The sequence below is a fragment of the Microbacterium maritypicum genome (assembly GCF_008868125.1).
Classification (GTDB): Bacteria; Actinomycetota; Actinomycetes; order Actinomycetales; family Microbacteriaceae; genus Microbacterium; species Microbacterium maritypicum.
Genome location: NZ_WAAQ01000003.1, coordinates 121150 through 139312 on the forward strand (window position 1 = coordinate 121150; position 18163 = coordinate 139312).

Genomic DNA, 18163 nt, shown 5'->3' on the forward strand with positions numbered 1-18163 from the left:
GCGGGGCGACCCGCAGGGAGAGGATGACGCATGGATCAGCCCAAGGGATGGACCTGGCAGGACCGCGCGGAGGGATCGATCCGCCGGGGAACCGCGCTCGATCCGAGCACGGAGCCGGTGGACGGCATCCGCGCGTTTCCGACGGCGTATCTGCCGGAGCGGCTGCTGATCACCCGCACCCTCGGCGACGGGGAGGCCTACGACCGCGAGGTGCGCACTCTGCGTGATGCCGCCGACACCTTCGGATGGCAGCTCGAGATCGAGGACGGCACCCGCTCGGCGGTCGACGGCGAGCTGGTTCCGGGGGTTCCCGGCTTCCTGCGCGCACGGCTGCGGACTCCTGACGAACCGGTCAGGGGCGAGTCACCCGTCGCACCCGACGCCTGGCGAGTGCTCCAGCGCGCACGCCGCATGTCGCGCTCGACGATGCCGCGGACGAGCCTCGACCACGTGCTGTCCATCGATCCGGTCGGGCTCAATCCCTTCACCAGGACGAACCCCTTCACACGCACCAACCCGTTCACCCGCACGAACCCGGTGCGCGGCGCCGGAGGGGGCGCGGGCGGCAGCGACGACTACCTCGAGCCCGGACGCGGCGCACGGCAGCCCGTGAGCTGGTTGGGCCCCGCCCCTGTGCGCGGACCCGCGCCGAAACGCGGACGGCGCCCCGTGGTCGCGGTGCTCGACACCGGTTGCGGCGAGCACGCCTGGCTGCCTGCCGACATCGTCACGCGCACGGTCGACCTCGACGGCGTGCCGGTCGGGCTGACCGACGACGCCGATCCGGAACGCTACCCCGATCTGTACGGGCAGCTCGACGGTGAGATCGACGCGGTCGCCGGACACGGCACGTTCATCGCCGGCATCGTCAGACAGGCGGCTCCGGAGGCGGACATCCTCTCGATCCGGGTGGCGGGAGCCCTCGGGGTGGTCGACGAGAGCACGCTGCTCGAGACCGTGGCCCAGGTCGTGACCCTGCTGGCGCGCCACCGGGAGGATCCGAAGACCGGCTTCCCGATCGATGTGCTGAACCTGTCGCTCAGCTACTACCACGAGACGCCGATCGACGGATTGTTCAGCCTCACGCTGTACCAGCTGCTGGCCAAGGCACGCGAGCTCGGCTGCGTGGTCGTGTGCTCGGCCGGCAACGACGCGATCGACCGCCCCTCGTTCCCGGCGTCGCTCTGGTCCTGGCCCGGCGCCGACAACGGCATCCGTCGGGACAGAGACGCGCCGCTCGTGTCGGTCGGAGCGCTGAACCCCTCGGCGCAGTCGGTCGCCCTCTTCTCGAACATCGGCCCGTGGGTTCAGGCCTACGCGCCGGGGGCCGCCGTGGTGAGCACATCCCCCGCGTTCGTGGGCGGCACCCAGGCGGTCACGAGGGCCGACGTCGAGGGCCTCCGCCGCGAGACGATCGATCCCGACGACTATCGGGGCGGGTTCGCGGTGTGGAGCGGCACCTCGTTCTCGGCCCCGTACGTCGCAGCGCGCATAGCCGCCCAGCTCGGCACCGTCCCCGTCGGCGGCGTCAGCCCCGCCGCTGCGGCGAAAGCCGTCGCCGCCGTCCTGAAGTCGCTGCCGACCCCGGTCGACCTCGACTGACGCACCCCCGGGACGAGCCGTCCGTACCGATGCGGGCGGCTCGTCCTGGTGTCGAGCGCCGCCGCCCTCGTGGTCCGCAGGGACACGCTCGGGGCGGCTCTTCCGGCGCACCTGTCGGGCGGATGTTCGGCTGTCGGATCCGAACGCGGCGTGTCGCCCGACACGTGCTCTTCCTCCCGACAGGTGTCCACTGCCTCACCCGAGCGATCACGCACCGCTCCCGCTCGGAATACGCGCTCTTCCCTGCAGCCCCGACGCAGGGCATTCTGAAGGGATGCCCCTGTCCGCGATCGAGCTGCACCGGCGCGGGGTCGAAGCGGCCAACGCCCGGCGATTCACGCAGGCGCAGCGCGCTCTCGACGCGGCATCCGCCCGCACCGACGATCCTGACCTGCGCGCGCGCATCGACGGCACGACCGCCTACGTCCTCGCCCAGACCGGCCAACCCGCCGCCGCCGAGCAGCTGTGCCGTGAAGCTCTGCGGCGAACGGGTCTGCGCGCCGAGACGATCACACTGCTCAGCGGGCAGCTCGGCACGCTCCTCATGCACGGCGGCAGACTGGCGGAGGCCGAGGCCGAACTCACCCGTGCGATCGAGACGCTCACGGCGGTCGGAGACGAGACGACCGAGCTCGCGAACTGCCTCATGAACCGATCCGTGGTGCGGATGCAGCAGCGCGAGCTCGACTCCTGCATCGCGGATCTGCGGCGCGCGGTGGCCGTGTACGAGGCGAACGACGACGAGGAGCCGCTGGCGGAGGCCCGGCACAATCTCGGGTACGCGGCGCTGCTCGGCGGAGACCTCGTCACCGCGCTCACCCTGATGACCCGCTCCCGACCGAAGCTCGCCGCGATCAGCGACCTCGCGGCGGCGATCAGCGACCTCGACCGGGCGGAGGTGCTGCGCGACGCGGGTCTCACGACCGAGGCCGAAGCGCTGCTGGAGCAGGTCGCCACCCAGTTCGGCGCGCAGCGGATGCGGCAGGCCAGAGGCGAGTCCGAGTTCCACCTCGCCCGCTCGCTCCTGCGCCACGATCCCGCCGCCGCCGAGCGCGCAGCCCGCACCGCAGCGCGACGGTTCACGGCACTCGCGAACCACGGGTGGGCGGCGCGAGCCGAGGCGGTGCGTCTCGAGGCGCAGCAGCGGGCGAGACCGCACCGCCCCATCGACGAAGCGGAGTTCGCCCGCACAGCGAAAGCCCTGGACCGGGGAGGTTTTCGCACCGAGGCGACAGGACTGCGCCTGAGTGCTCGACGCGACGGCACCGGACGCCTCCCGCGACTGGACGACGCCGCCCCCACGCCTCTGCGCCTGCGCGCCCAGGAGGTGCGTGCTGCGCGCGCCGCGGCTGCCGGCCGTGACCGCGACGCGCTGCGTGCGGCCGCTGAAGGCCTCGACCTGCTCACCGCCTGGCAGCAGTCCTTCGGTGCACTCGACCTGCAGGCATCCGTCGCGATGCACGGCAGCGACCTGATGTTCGCCGGCCTCGCCGCTGCTGCCCGGCTGCGCGACCCCGCGATCCTGTTCGAGTGGTCCGAACGCGCGCGCCACCTCAGCCAGCAGGTCGCCCCGGTGCGGCCCCCGCGTGACGAATCCCTGGCGGTGGATCTGGCGGAGTTGCGAATGCTGCGCGCCGAGCTGGCCGGCGCCGATTGGACGACGGATGCCAGGGTGCGCACCCTCCGCGACCGCGTGCGCGAGCGGCAATGGGCGGCCACAGGATCCGGCGGCACCCGCGAACGATGGGGACTCGCCGAGGCGACCTCGATGCTCGACGCCGACGTCGTCGTCCTGTCCTACGTGTTCACCGGTGCGACGCTGCATGCCATCGTGGTCACCTCGTCGGGGGCGACCATCGTCGACCTGTCATGGGAGCGGGTGCAGTCGGCTCTCGACGGCCTCCGCGCCGACCTCGACATGGTCGCACTGACCCGTGGCGGGCTGATGGGGGAGGTCACCGCGCGGGCGCTCGCGTCACGGCTGGCGATCCTCGACGCCGAGCTGCTCACCCCGCTGCTGCTGGCGGCGCCGACCGCGGCGCGTCTCGCGATCACCGTGCCAGGAGCGCTGGGCGGCGTGCCGTGGGCGATGCTCCCCGGCATGTCCGGCATCGCGTTCACCCTAGCGACATCCGTGTCGCGTCTGCTGGCCGCGCCCGCCCGCGACCGGACCCGGCCGGCGACGATCGGATTCGCCGCAGGTCCCCGTGTCCCGCGCGCCGGAGACGAGGTCGCGCGTGCGGCTGCGGCCTGGCGTGAGGCGGGCCGCGCACCGCGGATCCTGGAGTCCTCCGCGGCGACGGTCGCGGCGGTCACCGAGCTCGCCGCCGCCACCGACGTGCTCCACATCGCCGCCCACGGCCGGCACGCGGTGGACAACCCGCTGTTCTCGGGGTTCGAGCTCACCGACGGCATCCTCTTCGGCTACGACGTCGACCTGATACCGCGCGTCCCGACGACCGTGATCCTCTCGGCCTGCGAACTCGGGCGCTCCTCTGTGCGCTGGGGAGAAGAAGCGCTGGGCATGACGCGGGTGTGGTTGCACGCCGGAGCCGACTGCGTCATCGCCGCCCCCGTCGTGGTCCCCGACGATGTGGCCGGGGAGCTGCTCAGCGCCGTGCACACCGGTCTCTCCGAAGGCGCAGCGCCCGCTGTCGCGCTCGCGAGGGCAGGCCTCGACACCGGTCTGAGCGCGCCGTTCCAGTGCCACGGCGACGGATTCTGAACTTTTTCCTCCATTCGGTGTATCAGAACGGATGCCGCACGCTCCTGTTCTTCGGAAGGTGCCAGGCGAAGGGCCTCGAAGGGTGAGGCGCGAGGGAGGCGCTGTCGGATCTGGGGATCATGCGCACTGGGGAGCGCGAACACGACACGGACACCATCTGCTCGGGGGCATCGCGGCGCACAGCCGTGACGCCCTCAGAGGGCCTCGACGTTGTGGGGACGTCGAGGCCCTCGGGGTGTCCGGGGCGTCAGGCGACCAGCACTGCGTATCCGGCCGCCCGCAGCGACGCGAGTGCTTCGGCGTCCGCTCCGGCGTCGGTGATCACGGTCGGGAAGAGGTCGACCCCGCCGACGGCCGTGAACGCCTCGACACCGAGCTTGCTGGCGTCGGTCACCACGACCGCGCGGCGGGCACGCTCGGCCATCATGCGGTTCACCGCAGCCTCGCGCTCGTCCTGCGTGGTCGCACCGGCGAGGGCATCCATCCCGTTCACGCCGATGAAGGCGATGTCGAGCCGCACCCCGCGCAGCAGCTGCTCCACGAACGGACCGACGAGTTCGTAGCTGCGCGAGTGGATGACGCCGCCGGTGACGACGACCTTGATCTCGGGCCGCGTGGCGAGCTGGGCGGCGATGTTGACGGCGTTGGTGACGACGGTGATGCCGCCGTTCGCTGCGAGATCGTCGCGCGCGGCGAGGGCTGCCGCGATGGCCGTGGTGGTCGTGCCACCGGAGAGCCCCACCACCATGCCGGGTGCGACGAGGCCGGCGGCGGTCTGCGCGATGCTCTCCTTCTCGTGCGTGCGCAGGTGGCTCTTGTAGCGGATGGGCAGCTCATAGGCGACGGTCTGCGCCACCGCACCGCCGTGGGTGCGGGTGAGCAGGCGCTGCTCGGCGAGCGTGTCGAGGTCTCGCCGCGTGGTCGCGGACGACGCCTCGAACCGATCGACCAGTTCTTCGACCGTGACCTCGCCCTTCGCGGCCAGCAGGTCGAGGATCGCGTTCAGCCGGGCGGCCCGCTTCATCAGGAGACCGGTTCCGCAGGCTGCAGTGCGAAGAGTCGGAGCATGCGGGCGGCCTCTTCTGCGAGTGCCTCCCGGGCGGGCGCGAGGTACTTGCGGGAGTCGACCAGACGCTCGTCGGCGTCCAGCTTGTCGCGCACCGCCCGCGTGAAGAAACCGTTCAGGTGGGTGGAGACGTTGATCTTCGTCATCCCGGCGCGCACGGCGTCGGCGATCACGGCATCCGCGACGCCGGACGATCCGTGCAGCACCAGCGGAACCGGGAGCGCTTCGTGCAGGCGCCCGATCAGGTCGAGGTCCAGCGACGCCGTGCGATCGGTCATCGCGTGCGAGGAGCCGACCGCGACCGCGAGGGCGTCCACTCCCGTGGCGGCCACGAACGCGCGCGCCTCTTCGGGGTCGGTGCGCACACCCGGAGCGTGCGCCCCGTCCTTGCCGCCCACCTCTCCGAGCTCGCCCTCGACGTAGACCCCGGCCTCGTGTGCACGGGCGGCGACCGCCGCCGTCAGGGCCACGTTGTCGTCGTAGGGCAGTGCGCCCCCGTCGAACATGACCGAGCCGAAGCCCAGCGCGATGGCCTCGTCGACCAGCTCGGGCCGCTCGGCGTGGTCGAGATGCACCGCGACGGGTGTCTGCGCGCGCCGCGCCACCGCGAGCGTGGCCAGGGCGATGGGCTCGAGCCCGCCGTGGTAGTCGGCGCAGTTCTGCGAGATCTGCAGGATGACCGGCAGCTGCGCCAGAGCGGCCGCCCGCACCAGCCCTTCCGCGGTCTCGAGGTGGATCACGTTGAAGGCGCCGATGCCGGTGCCGGCAGCGGATGCGGCGGAGACGAGGTCACGAGCGGAGACGAGGGTCACGAAGGGTCCTTCCGGAACGATTCAGGGTCGGGATGCGAGATGCGCAGCTGCTGCTCGATCTCGGGCCAGCGCGGGGAGATGTCGCCGGCGAGCGGGGTGAGCACGGCGGCGGCGGACCACGCCGTGGCGCGGCGGAGGATCTGCTCGGGGTCGCGCACCCCGTCGGCGTACAGCACGGCACAGGCGGCGACACCGGCATCGCCCGCGCCCGTGGGGTTGCCGGCGAGCGGTTCGTCGAGACGCGCATGCACGAGAGCGGTCGCCGTGACCGCGAGCATGCCCTCGGCTCCGAGGGAGAGCAGCACGAGCTCGGTGCCGCGGGCGATCAGCGAGCGGGCGCCCTCGACCGGGTCGGCCACACCCGTGGCCTCGACCAGCTCGGCGGCGTTCGGCTTGAGCACGGTGGCGCCGGCATCCGCCGCACGCAGCAGGGCGGGACCGGAGGTGTCGACGATCACCGGCACACCGGCATCCTTGCCCACCGCGATGAGCATGGGGAGGAGCGATTCCGGCGCTCCGGGGGGCACGCTGCCGGACACGACCAGCACACGCGCGCCCGAGAGCCGCTCGACGACTTCGGCGAGCACGGCAGCCCATTCGACGTCGGTCGGGTTCACGCCCCGCTCGTTGATGATCGTGGTGTCTCCGAGGGTCTCGTCGACCACCGCGATGCTGCGACGGGTCTCGGCGGCCACCGGGACCAGAGCGTGCGGCACCCCGCTCGCGATGAGCTCTGCGGCGAACTCCTCGCCGACCCGACCGCCCAGAGTGGTCACCGCGAGCACCTCAGTGCCCTCGGCGTGCGCCACGCGCGCGACGTTGAGCCCCTTGCCGCCGGCGCGTGCGGCCCCGGCATCCGCCCGGTGCGTTCCGCCTTCGACGAGCCGTTCGACACGCCAGGTGAGGTCGAGTGCGGGATTGGGGGTGACGGTGAGGATCACGTGAGCTCCCGCGCGCGGAGGGCCGCCCCGAGCAGTCCCGCGTTGCCGGAGAGCTCGGCGGGCACGAGGGCGGGGATGCGGTGGAAGCTGAGCCGTGCGGCCAGGCGGGTGCGCAGCTCGTCGAAGAGTGCGCCTCCGGCGCGCGACAGGCCGCCGCCGATGACCACGGCCTCCGGAGCCACGACGGCGGTGAGCTGAGCCAGCGACATCGTGAGCGCGTCGAGCGCCGAGTTCCAGATATCCGCGGCGATCCGGTCGCCGGCCGCCGCACGGGCGATCACGTCCTTCGCGCCGTCGGGAGCGATCCCGGTCGCCTCGCGGTAGCGCCGGGCGATGGCACCGGCGGATGCGACGGCCTCCAGGCAGCCTCGGGCGCCGCACGCGCAGATCGGCCCGTCCGCGATCGGGGAGTGCCCGATCTCGCCCGCGTATCCCCCGGCGGTGTAGGGCACGCCACCGACGAGCAAGGCGCCGGCGATCCCGGTGCCGATCACGAGCACCACCGAGTCGGCGTAATCCCGCGCGCCGCCCAGGCGACGTTCCGCCCAGCTCGCGGCGCGGACGTCGTGGTCGAACGCCACGGGCAGCCCGAGGCGATCGGCTGCGAGGTCGCGCAGCGGGGAGTCATGCCAGCCGAGGTTGCTCGCGAAGACACCCAGTCCGGCATCCGCATCGACGATCCCCGGTACGACGAGACCCACCGCCTGCGGTACGACCTCGGGGTGAGCGGCACGGAGTTCCTCCGCCAGCACCTCGAGGCGTTCGAGAAGCACCTGTGTGCGGTCGCCCTCGGCGATCGGCGTCGGCGTGCGGCGCAGCCCGAGAGCGGTGCCGTCGGCGTCGAACAGCGCCGACTTGATGTCGGTGCCGCCGACGTCGAAGGCCAGCACGGGCGCGCCGATACCGAGGGTGCGCACGGCGGCGAGCTTCTCCCCGGTGGCGTCACGCTCGACGTCGGGAACGGCGGCCGTCCCGTCAGCTCGGGTCATGGTCAGCTCCGGCGGCGGGTTGCGTCATGCATCCAGGATGACGGATCGCGTGAGGTTGCGGGGCTGATCGGGGTCGAGGCCTCGCGCGACGGCGCGGTCGAGCGCGGTGCGGTGCAGGCGCACGAGGTCGGCGAGCGGGTCGATCGTCCGCTGCTCGAACCGGGCACCGGTGGCCTCGACCTGCGCCGCGAGCCCCTCGGGAGCCTGGCCGAACTGCCAGGTGACGCGCCCCGGTGCGGCGATCGCGATCGGGCCGTGGCGGTAGTCCATCGACGGGTACGCCTCGGTCCACGACTGCGACGACTCCCGCAGCTTCAACGCGGCCTCGTGGGCGAGACCGATCGTCCAGCCGCGACCCAGGAACGTGTACTGCTCGGCGTCACGCAGCTCGTCGTCGCCGTCCTCGGCGAGCACGGCCTCGGCATCGGCGATGGCTCCGGTGAGGTCTTCACCGAGCGAAGCGCGGAAGAGGGCCAGCGCCGTGGTCGCGAATCGCGTCTGCACGACGGACTTCTCGTCGGCGAACGGCAGCAGCACGGCCTCGTCGACGAGCGAGACGAGCGGCGAGTCCGGGTCGCCGATCACGCCGACGGTCGGGATGCGCCCCTTGATGCGGTCGACGAGCTCGAGCACCTCGCTGGTCGTGCCGGAACGGGTGAGGGCGACGACGGCGTCGTATCCGCGGTCGAGGAACGCCTCGGATGCCGCGTACGCGTCGGTCTCACCGTGGCCGGCGGACTCGCGCAGGGCCGCGTACGACTGCGCCATGAACCACGAGGTGCCGCAGCCGACGACGGCGATCCGGGCGCCGGAGGCAGGCAACAGCGCCTGCTCGGCCTTCAGATCTGCGGCCGTGGCCCACGTCTGAGGCTGTGAGTTGAGCTCTTCGCGCATGTGTGCGCCGGGCAGCGATTCGGTCATCGATGTGCCTTTCTGGCGATAAGTTGCAGACTTGTGATTGTTTGAAGCTTGATTCGATCATAGTATGGCGTCAGATCGATGCAACACCAGCTTTACCTTGATTTGTTTGTTCTCCTGACAAATAATCAGACGAGTTCCACCCTCGATGCCGACCCCGGCCGACGTCGAGAGCCCCGAGCCCCGGCTTGAACGATCGCGGTAGCCCTCCCGGCGACGCGATCACCACGCACTGTCGCGTGATGTGCTTGCGACTGTGCACCACACCCCCCTCCCGAAGCGGCCCCGCCGCCGAGGGTTCGGACATCACAGTGAGGAATGCAATACACATGAAGAAGTCACTGCGGTTCGGCGCCGCCGCCATCGCGGCCGTCGCCACGCTCTCGCTCGCTTCGTGCGGGTTCGGCGGTTCTTCCGGCGACAGCGGCGATGCCGATGGAGCGACCACGCTCGATCTCCTCGTCCCCAGCTACTCCGACGGCACCAAGGCCAACTGGGAGACGGTGATCGACGGTTTCGAGAAGGCGAACCCCGACATCAAGGTCAAGCTCGAGGTGCAGTCGTGGGACAACCTCGAGAAGGTCGTCTCCACCAAGATCCAGGCCGGCGAGGCTCCGGACATCTACAACGGCGGACCCTTCGCGGGCTTCGTCGGCGATGAGCTGCTCTACCCGACGAAGGACGTCGTCTCCGAAGACACCTTCTCCGACTTCCAGGACTCGTTCATCAAGAACGCCGAGATCGACGGCACCGCGTACGCTCTCCCGCTGATCGCGTCGGCTCGCGCCCTGTTCGTCAACAACGCCCTGCTCGACCAGGCCGGCGTCGAGGCGCCGACCGACTGGGACTCGCTGCTGGATGCCGCCACCAAGGTGTCCGCGCTCGGCGGCGGCGTCGCCGGTTACGGCATGCCGCTCGGATCCGAAGAGGCTCAGGCCGAAGCGGCCGTGTGGCTGTGGGGCGGCGGCGGATCGTTCGGCGACGCATCCGAGATCACGATCGACACCCCCGAGAACCTGGCGGGTGCCGAGCAGATCAAGAAGATGATCGACGCCGGTGCGACCCAGGCCGACCCGGGTTCGACGCAGCGCTCCCCGCTGATGGACATCTTCATCCAGGGCAAGATCGGCATGCAGGTCGGCCTCCCGCCGACGGTCGGCCAGATCGCAGAGGGCAACCCCGACCTGGACTACTCGATCGTCCCGATCCCGACCAAGGACGGCTCGCCGTTCACGCTCGGCGTCATGGACCAGCTGATGGCGTTCCAGAACGACGACGACAAGAAGGAAGCGATCACCAAGTTCTTCGACTACTACTACTCGGCAGACGTGTACGTGCCGTGGGTGCAGGCCGAGGGCTTCCTGCCCGTCACCAAGTCCGGTGCCGAGCAGCTCTCCGGCGAGGAGGCTCTCAAGCCGTTCCTCGACGTGCTGCCCGACGCGCAGTTCTACCCGTCGACGAACCCGCAGTGGTCTGCCGCAGACGGTGCGTTCAAGTCCCTGTTCGGTCAGATCCAGACGAAGCCGGCTCAGGACGTGCTGACCGAGATCCAGGCGCAGGTCGACGCGGGCTGAGCCCGCTGAACGGAGAGGTTCGGGTACCCGAATGAACCAGAAGACAGAGTCCTCGAACCTCGCGGGGGCGGCCACCGGCCGCCCCCGCACCCGGAAGACCCCGGATGCCCTTCGGGGCAGGCCGGGCGGAAAGGACCTCCTCCAGGCGCTGCCCTGGATCGCCCCCGCACTGCTGCTCATCATCGGCGTGGTGTTCTTCCCCGCCGGGGTGATGTTCTTCAACTCGACACGCGACATCTCGCTGTCGGGCCTCGACAAGGGATCGGTCGGCTTCGACAACTTCGTCACGGTCTTCACGTTCGCCGAGTTCTGGCCGATCTTCTTCCGCACGATCCTCTGGGTCGTGTCGGTCGTGGTCTTCACGGTCGTCATCTCGCTCGGCCTCGCCCAGATCCTGAACAAGGCCTTCCCCGGACGCCAGCTCGTCCGCATGGCCGTCATCGTGCCGTGGGCGGCATCGGTCGTCATGACCACGATGGTGTTCTACTACAGCCTCGAGCCGTACTTCGGAGTCTTCAACAAGTTCCTCTACGACATCGGGCTCTCGGATGACGCGGTCGGATACGGGTGGACGAAGAACCCGACGACGGCCTTCATCTGGTCGATCGTGATCGCGATCTTCGTGTCACTCCCCTTCACGACCTACACGATCCTCGCCGGTCTCCAGTCGGTACCGGCCGATGCGATCGAGGCCGCGAAGATGGACGGGGCCAGCCCCGCCCGCACCTACTGGTCGATCGTGCTGCCGCAGCTGCGCAGCGCTCTCGCCGTGGCCGTCCTCATCAACATCATCAACGTCTTCAACTCGCTGCCGATCCTGAAGGTGATGACCGGATCCATCCCCGGCTACGGCGCCGACACGATCATGACGCTGATCTTCAAGTACATCGAGCTGCAGAAGAAGGTCGATGTCGCGAGCGCCCTCTCGGTCGTCGCATTCCTCATCGTCATCCTGATCGTCGCGGCCTACGTGAAGATCGTCAAGCCCATGAAGGAGGTCTGATCATGACCGTGACCGAGACCGCCCTCGTGACCACCGCCGGTGGCCGCGGCCGTCGCACACCGCCGACTCCCGGCCGCAAGCGCCGCTACACCGAAGACCAGGTGACGCTGCCCCGCGTCATCCTGCGCACCGCCGCCGGGTTCCTGGTGCTCGCGATCTTCGTGCTGCCGTACCTGATCATGTTCTTCGGCTCCGTGAAGACCAAGCCGCAGATCCGGTCGGTCGACCCGACGTACCTGCCGACGGAGTGGCACTGGGAGAACTACATCACGATGTGGTCCACCCCCGAGACGCCGTTGCCGTACAACCTGATCTCGACGATCGTGATCGCGGTGTTCGCGACGCTGCTCGTGCTGCTGGTGTCGCTGCCGGCGGCGTACTACACGGCACGGTTCAAGTTCCCCGGCCGCATGGTGTTCCTCTTCCTCGTGATCGTCACGCAGATGCTGCAGCCGGCGGTGCTGACCTCGGGTCTCTTCCGTCAGTTCACGGTCCTCGGACTCGGTGACACCTGGGTGGCGATGATCTTCATCAACGCCGCGTTCAACCTGTCGTTCGCGGTGTGGATCATGCACTCGTTCTTCGCGGGCATCCCCAAGGAGGTCGACGAGGCCGCCCAGATCGACGGGGCGGGACGCTTCACGGTGCTGTTCAAGATCAACCTGCCGCTCGTGTGGCCGGGCATCGTGACCGCGATCGTGTTCACGTTCGTCGCCTGCTGGAACGAGTTCGCGGCATCCCTCGTGATCCTGTCGACCGACAAGAACCAGCCGCTGTCGGTCGCTCTGACCAAGTTCGTCGGTCAGTACGAGACCAGCTGGCAGTACGTGTTCGGTGTCTCGATCGTCGCGATCCTGCCGGTGGTCATCCTGTTCATGCTCATCGAGAAGCGACTCGTCGGCGGACTGACCGCCGGCAGCGTGAAGTAGCGCTCCTCGCCGCGCTTCGCCATCCGCCCGACAGCACACCTGTCGGGCGGATGTGCGTTTGCAGGACCGACCTGCGGCGTGTCACCCGACATCCGTCCGTTCTCCCGACATCCGCGCCGGGCGCGGCACCGGTGAACTCGGCGGCTGATCCGGCTCAGAGGACAATGGGGGCATGACTCCTCTCGGACGGATCGGTCAGGTCGTCGCGACGACATCGCTCGGCGCCATCGGAGCCATCCATCTGCTGTGGGCCTCCGGCGCCTCCTGGCCGGCACCGAACCGGAAGCGGCTGGCGCGACAGGTCATCGGCAGCGACGAGATGCCTTCGGCCGGCGCATGCCTCGTGGTCGGTGGAGGAATGCTCGCCGGGAGCGCGATCGTCGCGGGCGCAGGGGGCACCCGCACGCTCGCCATCGCCGCCCGCGTGGCGGCGGCACTGGCGTTCCTCCTCCGCGGCGCGATGGACGGGGCTCGAGTGACCGCGCTTCTCGGGCGTCCGGGGCCCCATCGCCGATTCGTCGCGCTCGACAGGCGCATCTACCGTCCGCTGTGCCTCATCACCGGCGCCGCGATCGCCCTCGCGGTGCGTGGCGACCGACGAAGCTGACGTCGCGGGGTCGGCTACCGAGGGGCGGGAACCTGGAGCCCTGCCCGCGGCCGCTCCAGGTTCCCGCGCGCACCGACCACCGGCGGCGGAGCGCCCCACTCAGATCCCGAGGCTCCGTCGCCTGATCGCGACCGCACCACCCGCGAGGAGCAGCGCTGCAAGCAGCAGTCCGCTGGTGATGAGGATCGGGTCCGCTCCGGTTCCGGCGAGCCCGGCGGGGCCCGACGATCCGGCGCCCGAACCCGAACCGGAACCGGATGCCGCACCTCCACCGGCACCTCCCCCCGTGCCGGGATCGCCTCCCGGCACGGCCGCGGCGGTGACGGTCAGCGGCACGGCGATCGTGGTCGTGTCGGCCCTGGTCATCACGACCTCGTGCGCCCCGGCCGGCGTGCCCGTCGGCACCTTCCAGGTGAGCGAGACCGCACCGTCGTCATCGGCGACGGCCGCACCCATGTCGACCGGATCCGAGTGGAGCGCGAAGGACACCCGCTCCCCCGGGGTCAGGCCGGTCGCATCGACCGTGACCGTCGATCCGGCCTGGATGGTGGAGGCGGAGAGCGCGATCACGGGAGGTGCGGCGACCTCGGCCTCGACGATGAACGGTGCCGTGATGTCCAGACCCGCCGGCCCCGTCACCCGCACCGAGCCGGTGCCGGCCGCAGCGGAGGGAGCACTGGTGTGGCTGCCGGTCACGGTGAAGAGCGAGGCCGCATCCGCACCGACCGCATCCTTGCCGTCGATCACCCCTGCCGACGTCTGCCCGTCCGGCCAGGTGATCGTCGCGTTGAGCTGACCCTTCGGCAACCGGGGCGAGGCGATCTGTGCGACGACGCCGGCGACTTCGCCCTCGGAGCCCGCGGCGACTCGCGTGCCGACGAGCTCGCTGACCCAGGCCAGCTCGGGGTCGTTCCAGAAGTTCTGCCCCTGCACCAGCATCCGTGCGCCCTGCGCCCCTGCGCGCTGGGAGAAGTCGGCGAACGAGGTGGTGTCCGCCTTGGTCGACCAGCCCTTGTCGGCGATGCCGAGCGTGCGCGGCCAGAGCATGTACTCCACGTCCTCGCCTCCGCGGAGGAAGGTCTCTCCCCACGCTGCCGCTTCGACGCCCTGCACATCGTCCTCGGTGAGACCGAAGGAGGTGTTGAGGTTCTTCTTCGTCGTGGCGTCGACGACACGGCTGGGGTCCCAGTCGTACTGGTATTTGGTGCTGTAGATCGCCTCCCGGAAGCCGAGCGGCGATCCGGGGAACTTGTAGTCCATGTAGGCGTTGTTCACGGGGGAGAGGATGACGTCGCGTCCCTCGAACCAGCTGGTCGCGAGGTGGTTCTTGCGATCAGCCCAGTACTGATGCACGGCGTCCTTGGAGACTCCGGCCTGCGGCATCGGGGTCCAGCCGATGATCTTCTTCCCGTTCTCGGCTGCGATCTGCTCGACCATGCGGATGAACGATGCGTACTGCTCTGTGCTCACACCCTCCACCTCGTCGGCGCCGATGTGGAGATAGTCGCCGGGGGTGATCGCGGCGAGCTCGCCGATCACGTCGCGCATGAACGTCTCGACGATCGGCTTGCCGATGCACAGCGAGTTGGTGGAGATGCCGCCGGTGGTGCGGATCGGGATGCTGCGCTCGGCGCAATCGAGCACGGGGTAGGAGGACAGTGCCGCGTCGACGTGCCCCGGCACGTCGATCTCGGGGACGACCGTGACCTGGCGAGCGGCCGCATAGGCGACGAGGTCGCGGAACTCGGCCTGCGTGTAGAAGCCGGACTGCCCGTTCTTCATCGACGACGATGCGCCGTGCGCGGTGAGATTCGGCCAGGAGGCGATCTCGAGCCGCCAGCCCTGGTCGTCGGTGAGGTGCATGTGCAGCCTGTTCATCTTCGCCTGCGAGGCCTGGTCGATGATGGCCTTCACCGCGTCGACCGTGATGAAGTTGCGTGCCGGATCGATCATCAGTCCGCGCTGCTCGAGCCGAGGGTGATCGACGACCTCGGTCGCCGGCACCGTCCAGTCGACGACGACGTCGGGGCCGCCGGCGAGCACCCAGGAGGGCAGCAGCTGCAGCAGGGTGCGCGTACCGTTCCACGCTCCGGCCGCGGCCTGCGCAGTGATGGTCACGCGCGAGGCATCGGCGTTCAGCCGGTACCCCTGCTCCTTCTGGTACGCCTTCGCGCCGCCCGTGGCCGGGTCGCCCTCGACGAGCACGATGTCGCCGTCTCGCGGCGGGTTCGCGACGACCGGGAGAGCGTAACCCGTGCCGCTGCGGAGGGTCGCCGCGAGCTGCTCGGCGATGCCGGAGAAGGATGCGGGCGCGACCACGCGCGCATCCGCTCCCAGGGTGAACGCGGCGCCTTCGGCGTCGTTCCGGCTCACGGGCTTCGGGACGATGTCACCGCCCTGCGGGTCGGGCACCTCCACCGGAGGCTTGGCCGCTCCCCAGATCTCGAAGTCGAACAGCGAGTACCCGTAGATTCCGGCCGTCTCCACACCCTGCATGCGCACGAACTTCCAGGCGTCCGCGGTATCGACGACGATCTCCTGCACACCGGCCTTCGTGGCGGCGCCTTCATGGATCGTCGTCCACGCCGCACCGTCGCCGGAGACCTGGAGCAGGTACTTCTTGCCATAGGCCGCTTCCCAGTTCAGGACGATCGTGTGCACGCGAGAGGCTTCTGCGAGCTCGACCTGGATCCAGTCGGACCTGTTGTCGTAGGCGGGAGTGCCGCGCGTGTAGTGCGAGCCCCAGCGCGATGCCGAATCACCGTCCGTGGCGTTCGCGGGAGCGAAGGTCGTGGTGTTGTACGAGGACTTCGCCGTGGTGGTGCCGTCGAGGGCAAGGTCCCTGGCCTCCCCCGGAGGGACGCTGACGGGCTGGTCCCAGACCTGGAACGAGTACAGCGACAGGCCGTACTTCGTCGCGACGCTGTGGGACAGGATGCGCACGTACGACCAGGCGTCGGACGTGTCGACATCGCTCTGCTGCACGAGGCGGCCTCCGACGGCCTGCCCGGTGGGAGTCGTCACCCGGCGCAGGGACGTCCACTCCACCCCGTCCTGGGACACCTGGATCTCGTAGTCGGTGGAGTAGGCGGCCTCCCAGTCGAGCACGACCTTGAGGATGTAGGTGGGCTCGGCCAGGGCGATCTGCACCCATTCACCGGCCGTGTCGTAGGTGTCGTTCGGGTTCGTGCGCGTATACCTCGATCCCCAGCGCGTCGCTGCGTCGCCGTCGTTCACGTGCGCCGCGGCGAAACTGCCGCTCAGCGAGTACGTGGATCGCGCCGTGGCGGTGCCCTCACGGGCGACGTCGCGGCTGTCTGCGGCGCTGGCCGGAGCGGCGGAGAAGGCGAGACCGCCGAGCGTCACGAGCACGGCGAGCGCGCCGGCGAGACTGCGAAGGAGCGATCGGGGACGGTCACGGTGTGCGTCGTTGCGCATCTTGATCTCCAGTTCGAGCTGGTGCGGGGCCGTCTCGACACATTCCGGGAGCGTGCTTGCGACGAGGCGACTCGCGTCTACGGCGTCGTTCCACAGTGAAGCTGACGCCGGGACACTTAATTTGTTAAGTATCCATTCATTATTGGATGGGTAAAGAGTATCCAGAGGATCGGCGAGAGCACAAGGACGCCGGCGAAATCCGTCACGACCGTCTCTCCCTCACCTTGAGGGACTCCACGCCTCGCCTTCCGCGAGAGAAGGCGCGAGGCGCTCAGAGGCTCGACGCGGATGCGGCGCGCAGCTGCTCCGGGTTCCAGCGCACGCCGAGCGCCGCGGTCAGGGCCGCCTGGGCGGCTCCGGCCGCGAGCGATACGCGAGGGTCGGCGTAGCGGACGGGCACCTGCGCCGTGCCGCGGGCGGGGTACTCGGTCTCCCGACGGACACGGTCGAGGAAGCGGGGCCCGAGTTGCGTCGCCGGTCCGCCGATGACGACCTCGATCGGGTCGAGCAGCGCGCCGATGAGCTTGACGGCCCTGGCCAACGCGCGAGCGCCCTCGTCGAGCTGCTCCTCATCGGCCTGGGCGGCGAGCTCACGGATCTCCGGCGCATCCATGGCGTCGGAGAACTCCTCGCCGAGCATCGCCCCGAGCGCGGCGGCCGACTCGAGGCATCCGCGCTGACCGCATCGGCAGGCGCGCGCGGCCTCGCCGAAGACGACCTGCACATGCCCGATCTCGCCCGCCCGATCGCGCGGCCCCGGCGCCAGTTCGCCGTCGAGCGTGACAGCCGCACCGACACCGCCACCGAGGTGGATGAAGAGCCGATAGCCGGACGGCGACTCCTCCATGCCTGCTTCGGCGATGGCCTCGGCGTCGACGTCGTTGATCAGCAGCACGGGCGCACCCAGCACGCGCTCGAACCGTTCGGCGAGAGGCACGTCCTCCCACTTGAGCTGCACGCTCTCGAGCACCGACCGCCCATCCGTCGTGCCCGGCAGCTGCACACCGGCGGCGAGGAGTCGTCCCCCGAATTCCTCGGCCACCGCGGACACCGCCTCATCGAGGGCGAGATCGCGGTTCTCGACGGAGTAGCTCACCCGCCGGATGTCGACTTCGGTGCCGTCGAGGGCGACGAGGGCGATGTCGACGTGCCGGGGCTGGATCACCAGCACCAGGATCAGGTGGTGGCTCGCGTCGACGCTCAGCGTGGTCGCCCGCTTGCCGCCTGTACTCGCCGCCTGCTCCCCCTCGATGATCAGTCGGTTCTCGATGAGTTCGGCCACCAGAGACGATGCAGTGGCGGCCGTCAGACCGGTCGCCCTCGCGATGCCGGCCCGCGTCTGCGTCCCCGGATTCAGGAAGACCAGCTGCAGCGCCCGCCGAAGGTTCGCGCGCCGGACCGACGCCTGGGTGTCGAAGCCATCATCCGTGCTGAGCATGCGTTTCCGTTCCGACGCTCGTCCGTCGCGAGCAGTTGACAGATCGTGACGCGATCCGTAGTCTCTCCCTAAGTTTATTCATTGAACTTAGTTGGTCAACCGACCTCACAAAGCTCCGGAC

At 69.8% G+C, this 18163-nt stretch carries 13 protein-coding genes; 6 read left to right on the forward strand and 7 right to left on the reverse strand.

What is annotated here, in order from left to right; genetic code table 11:
- Positions 1-30 precede the first annotated feature (30 nt).
- Both F6W70_RS16245 and F6W70_RS16250 read left to right on the forward strand, forming a co-directional pair.
- On the forward strand, positions 31-1602 hold the full coding sequence (locus tag F6W70_RS16245; RefSeq protein WP_151487344.1) for a S8 family peptidase: 1572 nt from the start codon (positions 31-33) through the stop codon (positions 1600-1602).
- A 274-nt stretch (positions 1603-1876) separates the two neighbouring features.
- Complete coding sequence (locus F6W70_RS16250) at positions 1877-4327, forward strand: CHAT domain-containing protein (RefSeq protein ID WP_151487345.1); 2451 nt, start codon at positions 1877-1879, stop codon at positions 4325-4327.
- A gap of 247 nt (positions 4328-4574) precedes the next feature.
- Here the strand turns inward: F6W70_RS16250 and F6W70_RS16255 are convergent, their stop codons facing one another.
- From F6W70_RS16255 to F6W70_RS16275, 5 genes are read right to left on the reverse strand one after another with little or no spacing between them, the layout of a single operon-like run.
- The gene (locus F6W70_RS16255; protein ID WP_151487346.1) at positions 4575-5351 is read right to left on the reverse strand and encodes a DeoR/GlpR family DNA-binding transcription regulator; all 777 of its coding nucleotides are present in this window, start codon (positions 5349-5351) and stop codon (positions 4575-4577) included.
- Entirely contained in the window at positions 5351-6205 is an 855-nt protein-coding gene (locus F6W70_RS16260) for a class II fructose-bisphosphate aldolase (protein ID WP_055871788.1), read from the reverse strand. Before F6W70_RS16260 ends, F6W70_RS16255 begins: the two co-directional genes overlap by 1 nt.
- Complete coding sequence (locus F6W70_RS16265) at positions 6202-7146, reverse strand: 1-phosphofructokinase family hexose kinase (RefSeq protein WP_151487347.1); 945 nt, start codon at positions 7144-7146, stop codon at positions 6202-6204. Before F6W70_RS16265 ends, F6W70_RS16260 begins: the two co-directional genes overlap by 4 nt.
- Positions 7143-8135: an ROK family protein gene (locus F6W70_RS16270; RefSeq protein WP_082531548.1), complete on the reverse strand. Its 993-nt coding sequence runs from the start codon at positions 8133-8135 to the stop codon at positions 7143-7145. The genes F6W70_RS16265 and F6W70_RS16270 overlap by 4 nt, the downstream gene beginning before the upstream one ends.
- Positions 8136-8159: 24 nt before the next feature.
- Entirely contained in the window at positions 8160-9056 is an 897-nt protein-coding gene (locus F6W70_RS16275; RefSeq protein WP_017830030.1) for an SIS domain-containing protein, read from the reverse strand.
- Between the two features lie 326 nt (positions 9057-9382).
- On the opposite strand from F6W70_RS16275, the gene F6W70_RS16280 reads away from it, so the two are divergent.
- From F6W70_RS16280 to F6W70_RS16295, 4 genes are all read left to right on the forward strand, one after another.
- On the forward strand, positions 9383-10627 hold the full coding sequence (locus tag F6W70_RS16280; protein WP_055871776.1) for an extracellular solute-binding protein: 1245 nt from the start codon (positions 9383-9385) through the stop codon (positions 10625-10627).
- Between the two features lie 31 nt (positions 10628-10658).
- Positions 10659-11630, forward strand: a complete 972-nt coding sequence (locus F6W70_RS16285) for a carbohydrate ABC transporter permease (RefSeq protein ID WP_055871773.1) — start codon at positions 10659-10661, stop codon at positions 11628-11630.
- A gap of 2 nt (positions 11631-11632) precedes the next feature.
- Complete coding sequence (locus F6W70_RS16290; RefSeq protein ID WP_017830027.1) at positions 11633-12559, forward strand: carbohydrate ABC transporter permease; 927 nt, start codon at positions 11633-11635, stop codon at positions 12557-12559.
- A gap of 172 nt (positions 12560-12731) precedes the next feature.
- On the forward strand, positions 12732-13166 hold the full coding sequence (locus F6W70_RS16295) for a DUF3995 domain-containing protein (protein ID WP_017830026.1): 435 nt from the start codon (positions 12732-12734) through the stop codon (positions 13164-13166).
- Positions 13167-13265: 99 nt separating this feature from the next.
- On the opposite strand, the gene F6W70_RS16300 is transcribed toward F6W70_RS16295, so the two are convergent.
- On the reverse strand, positions 13266-16604 hold the full coding sequence (locus F6W70_RS16300; RefSeq protein ID WP_151487348.1) for a family 20 glycosylhydrolase: 3339 nt from the start codon (positions 16602-16604) through the stop codon (positions 13266-13268).
- A 271-nt stretch (positions 16605-16875) separates the two neighbouring features.
- Complete coding sequence (locus F6W70_RS16305) at positions 16876-18042, reverse strand: ROK family protein (protein ID WP_151487349.1); 1167 nt, start codon at positions 18040-18042, stop codon at positions 16876-16878.
- Positions 18043-18163: the final 121 nt, after the last annotated feature.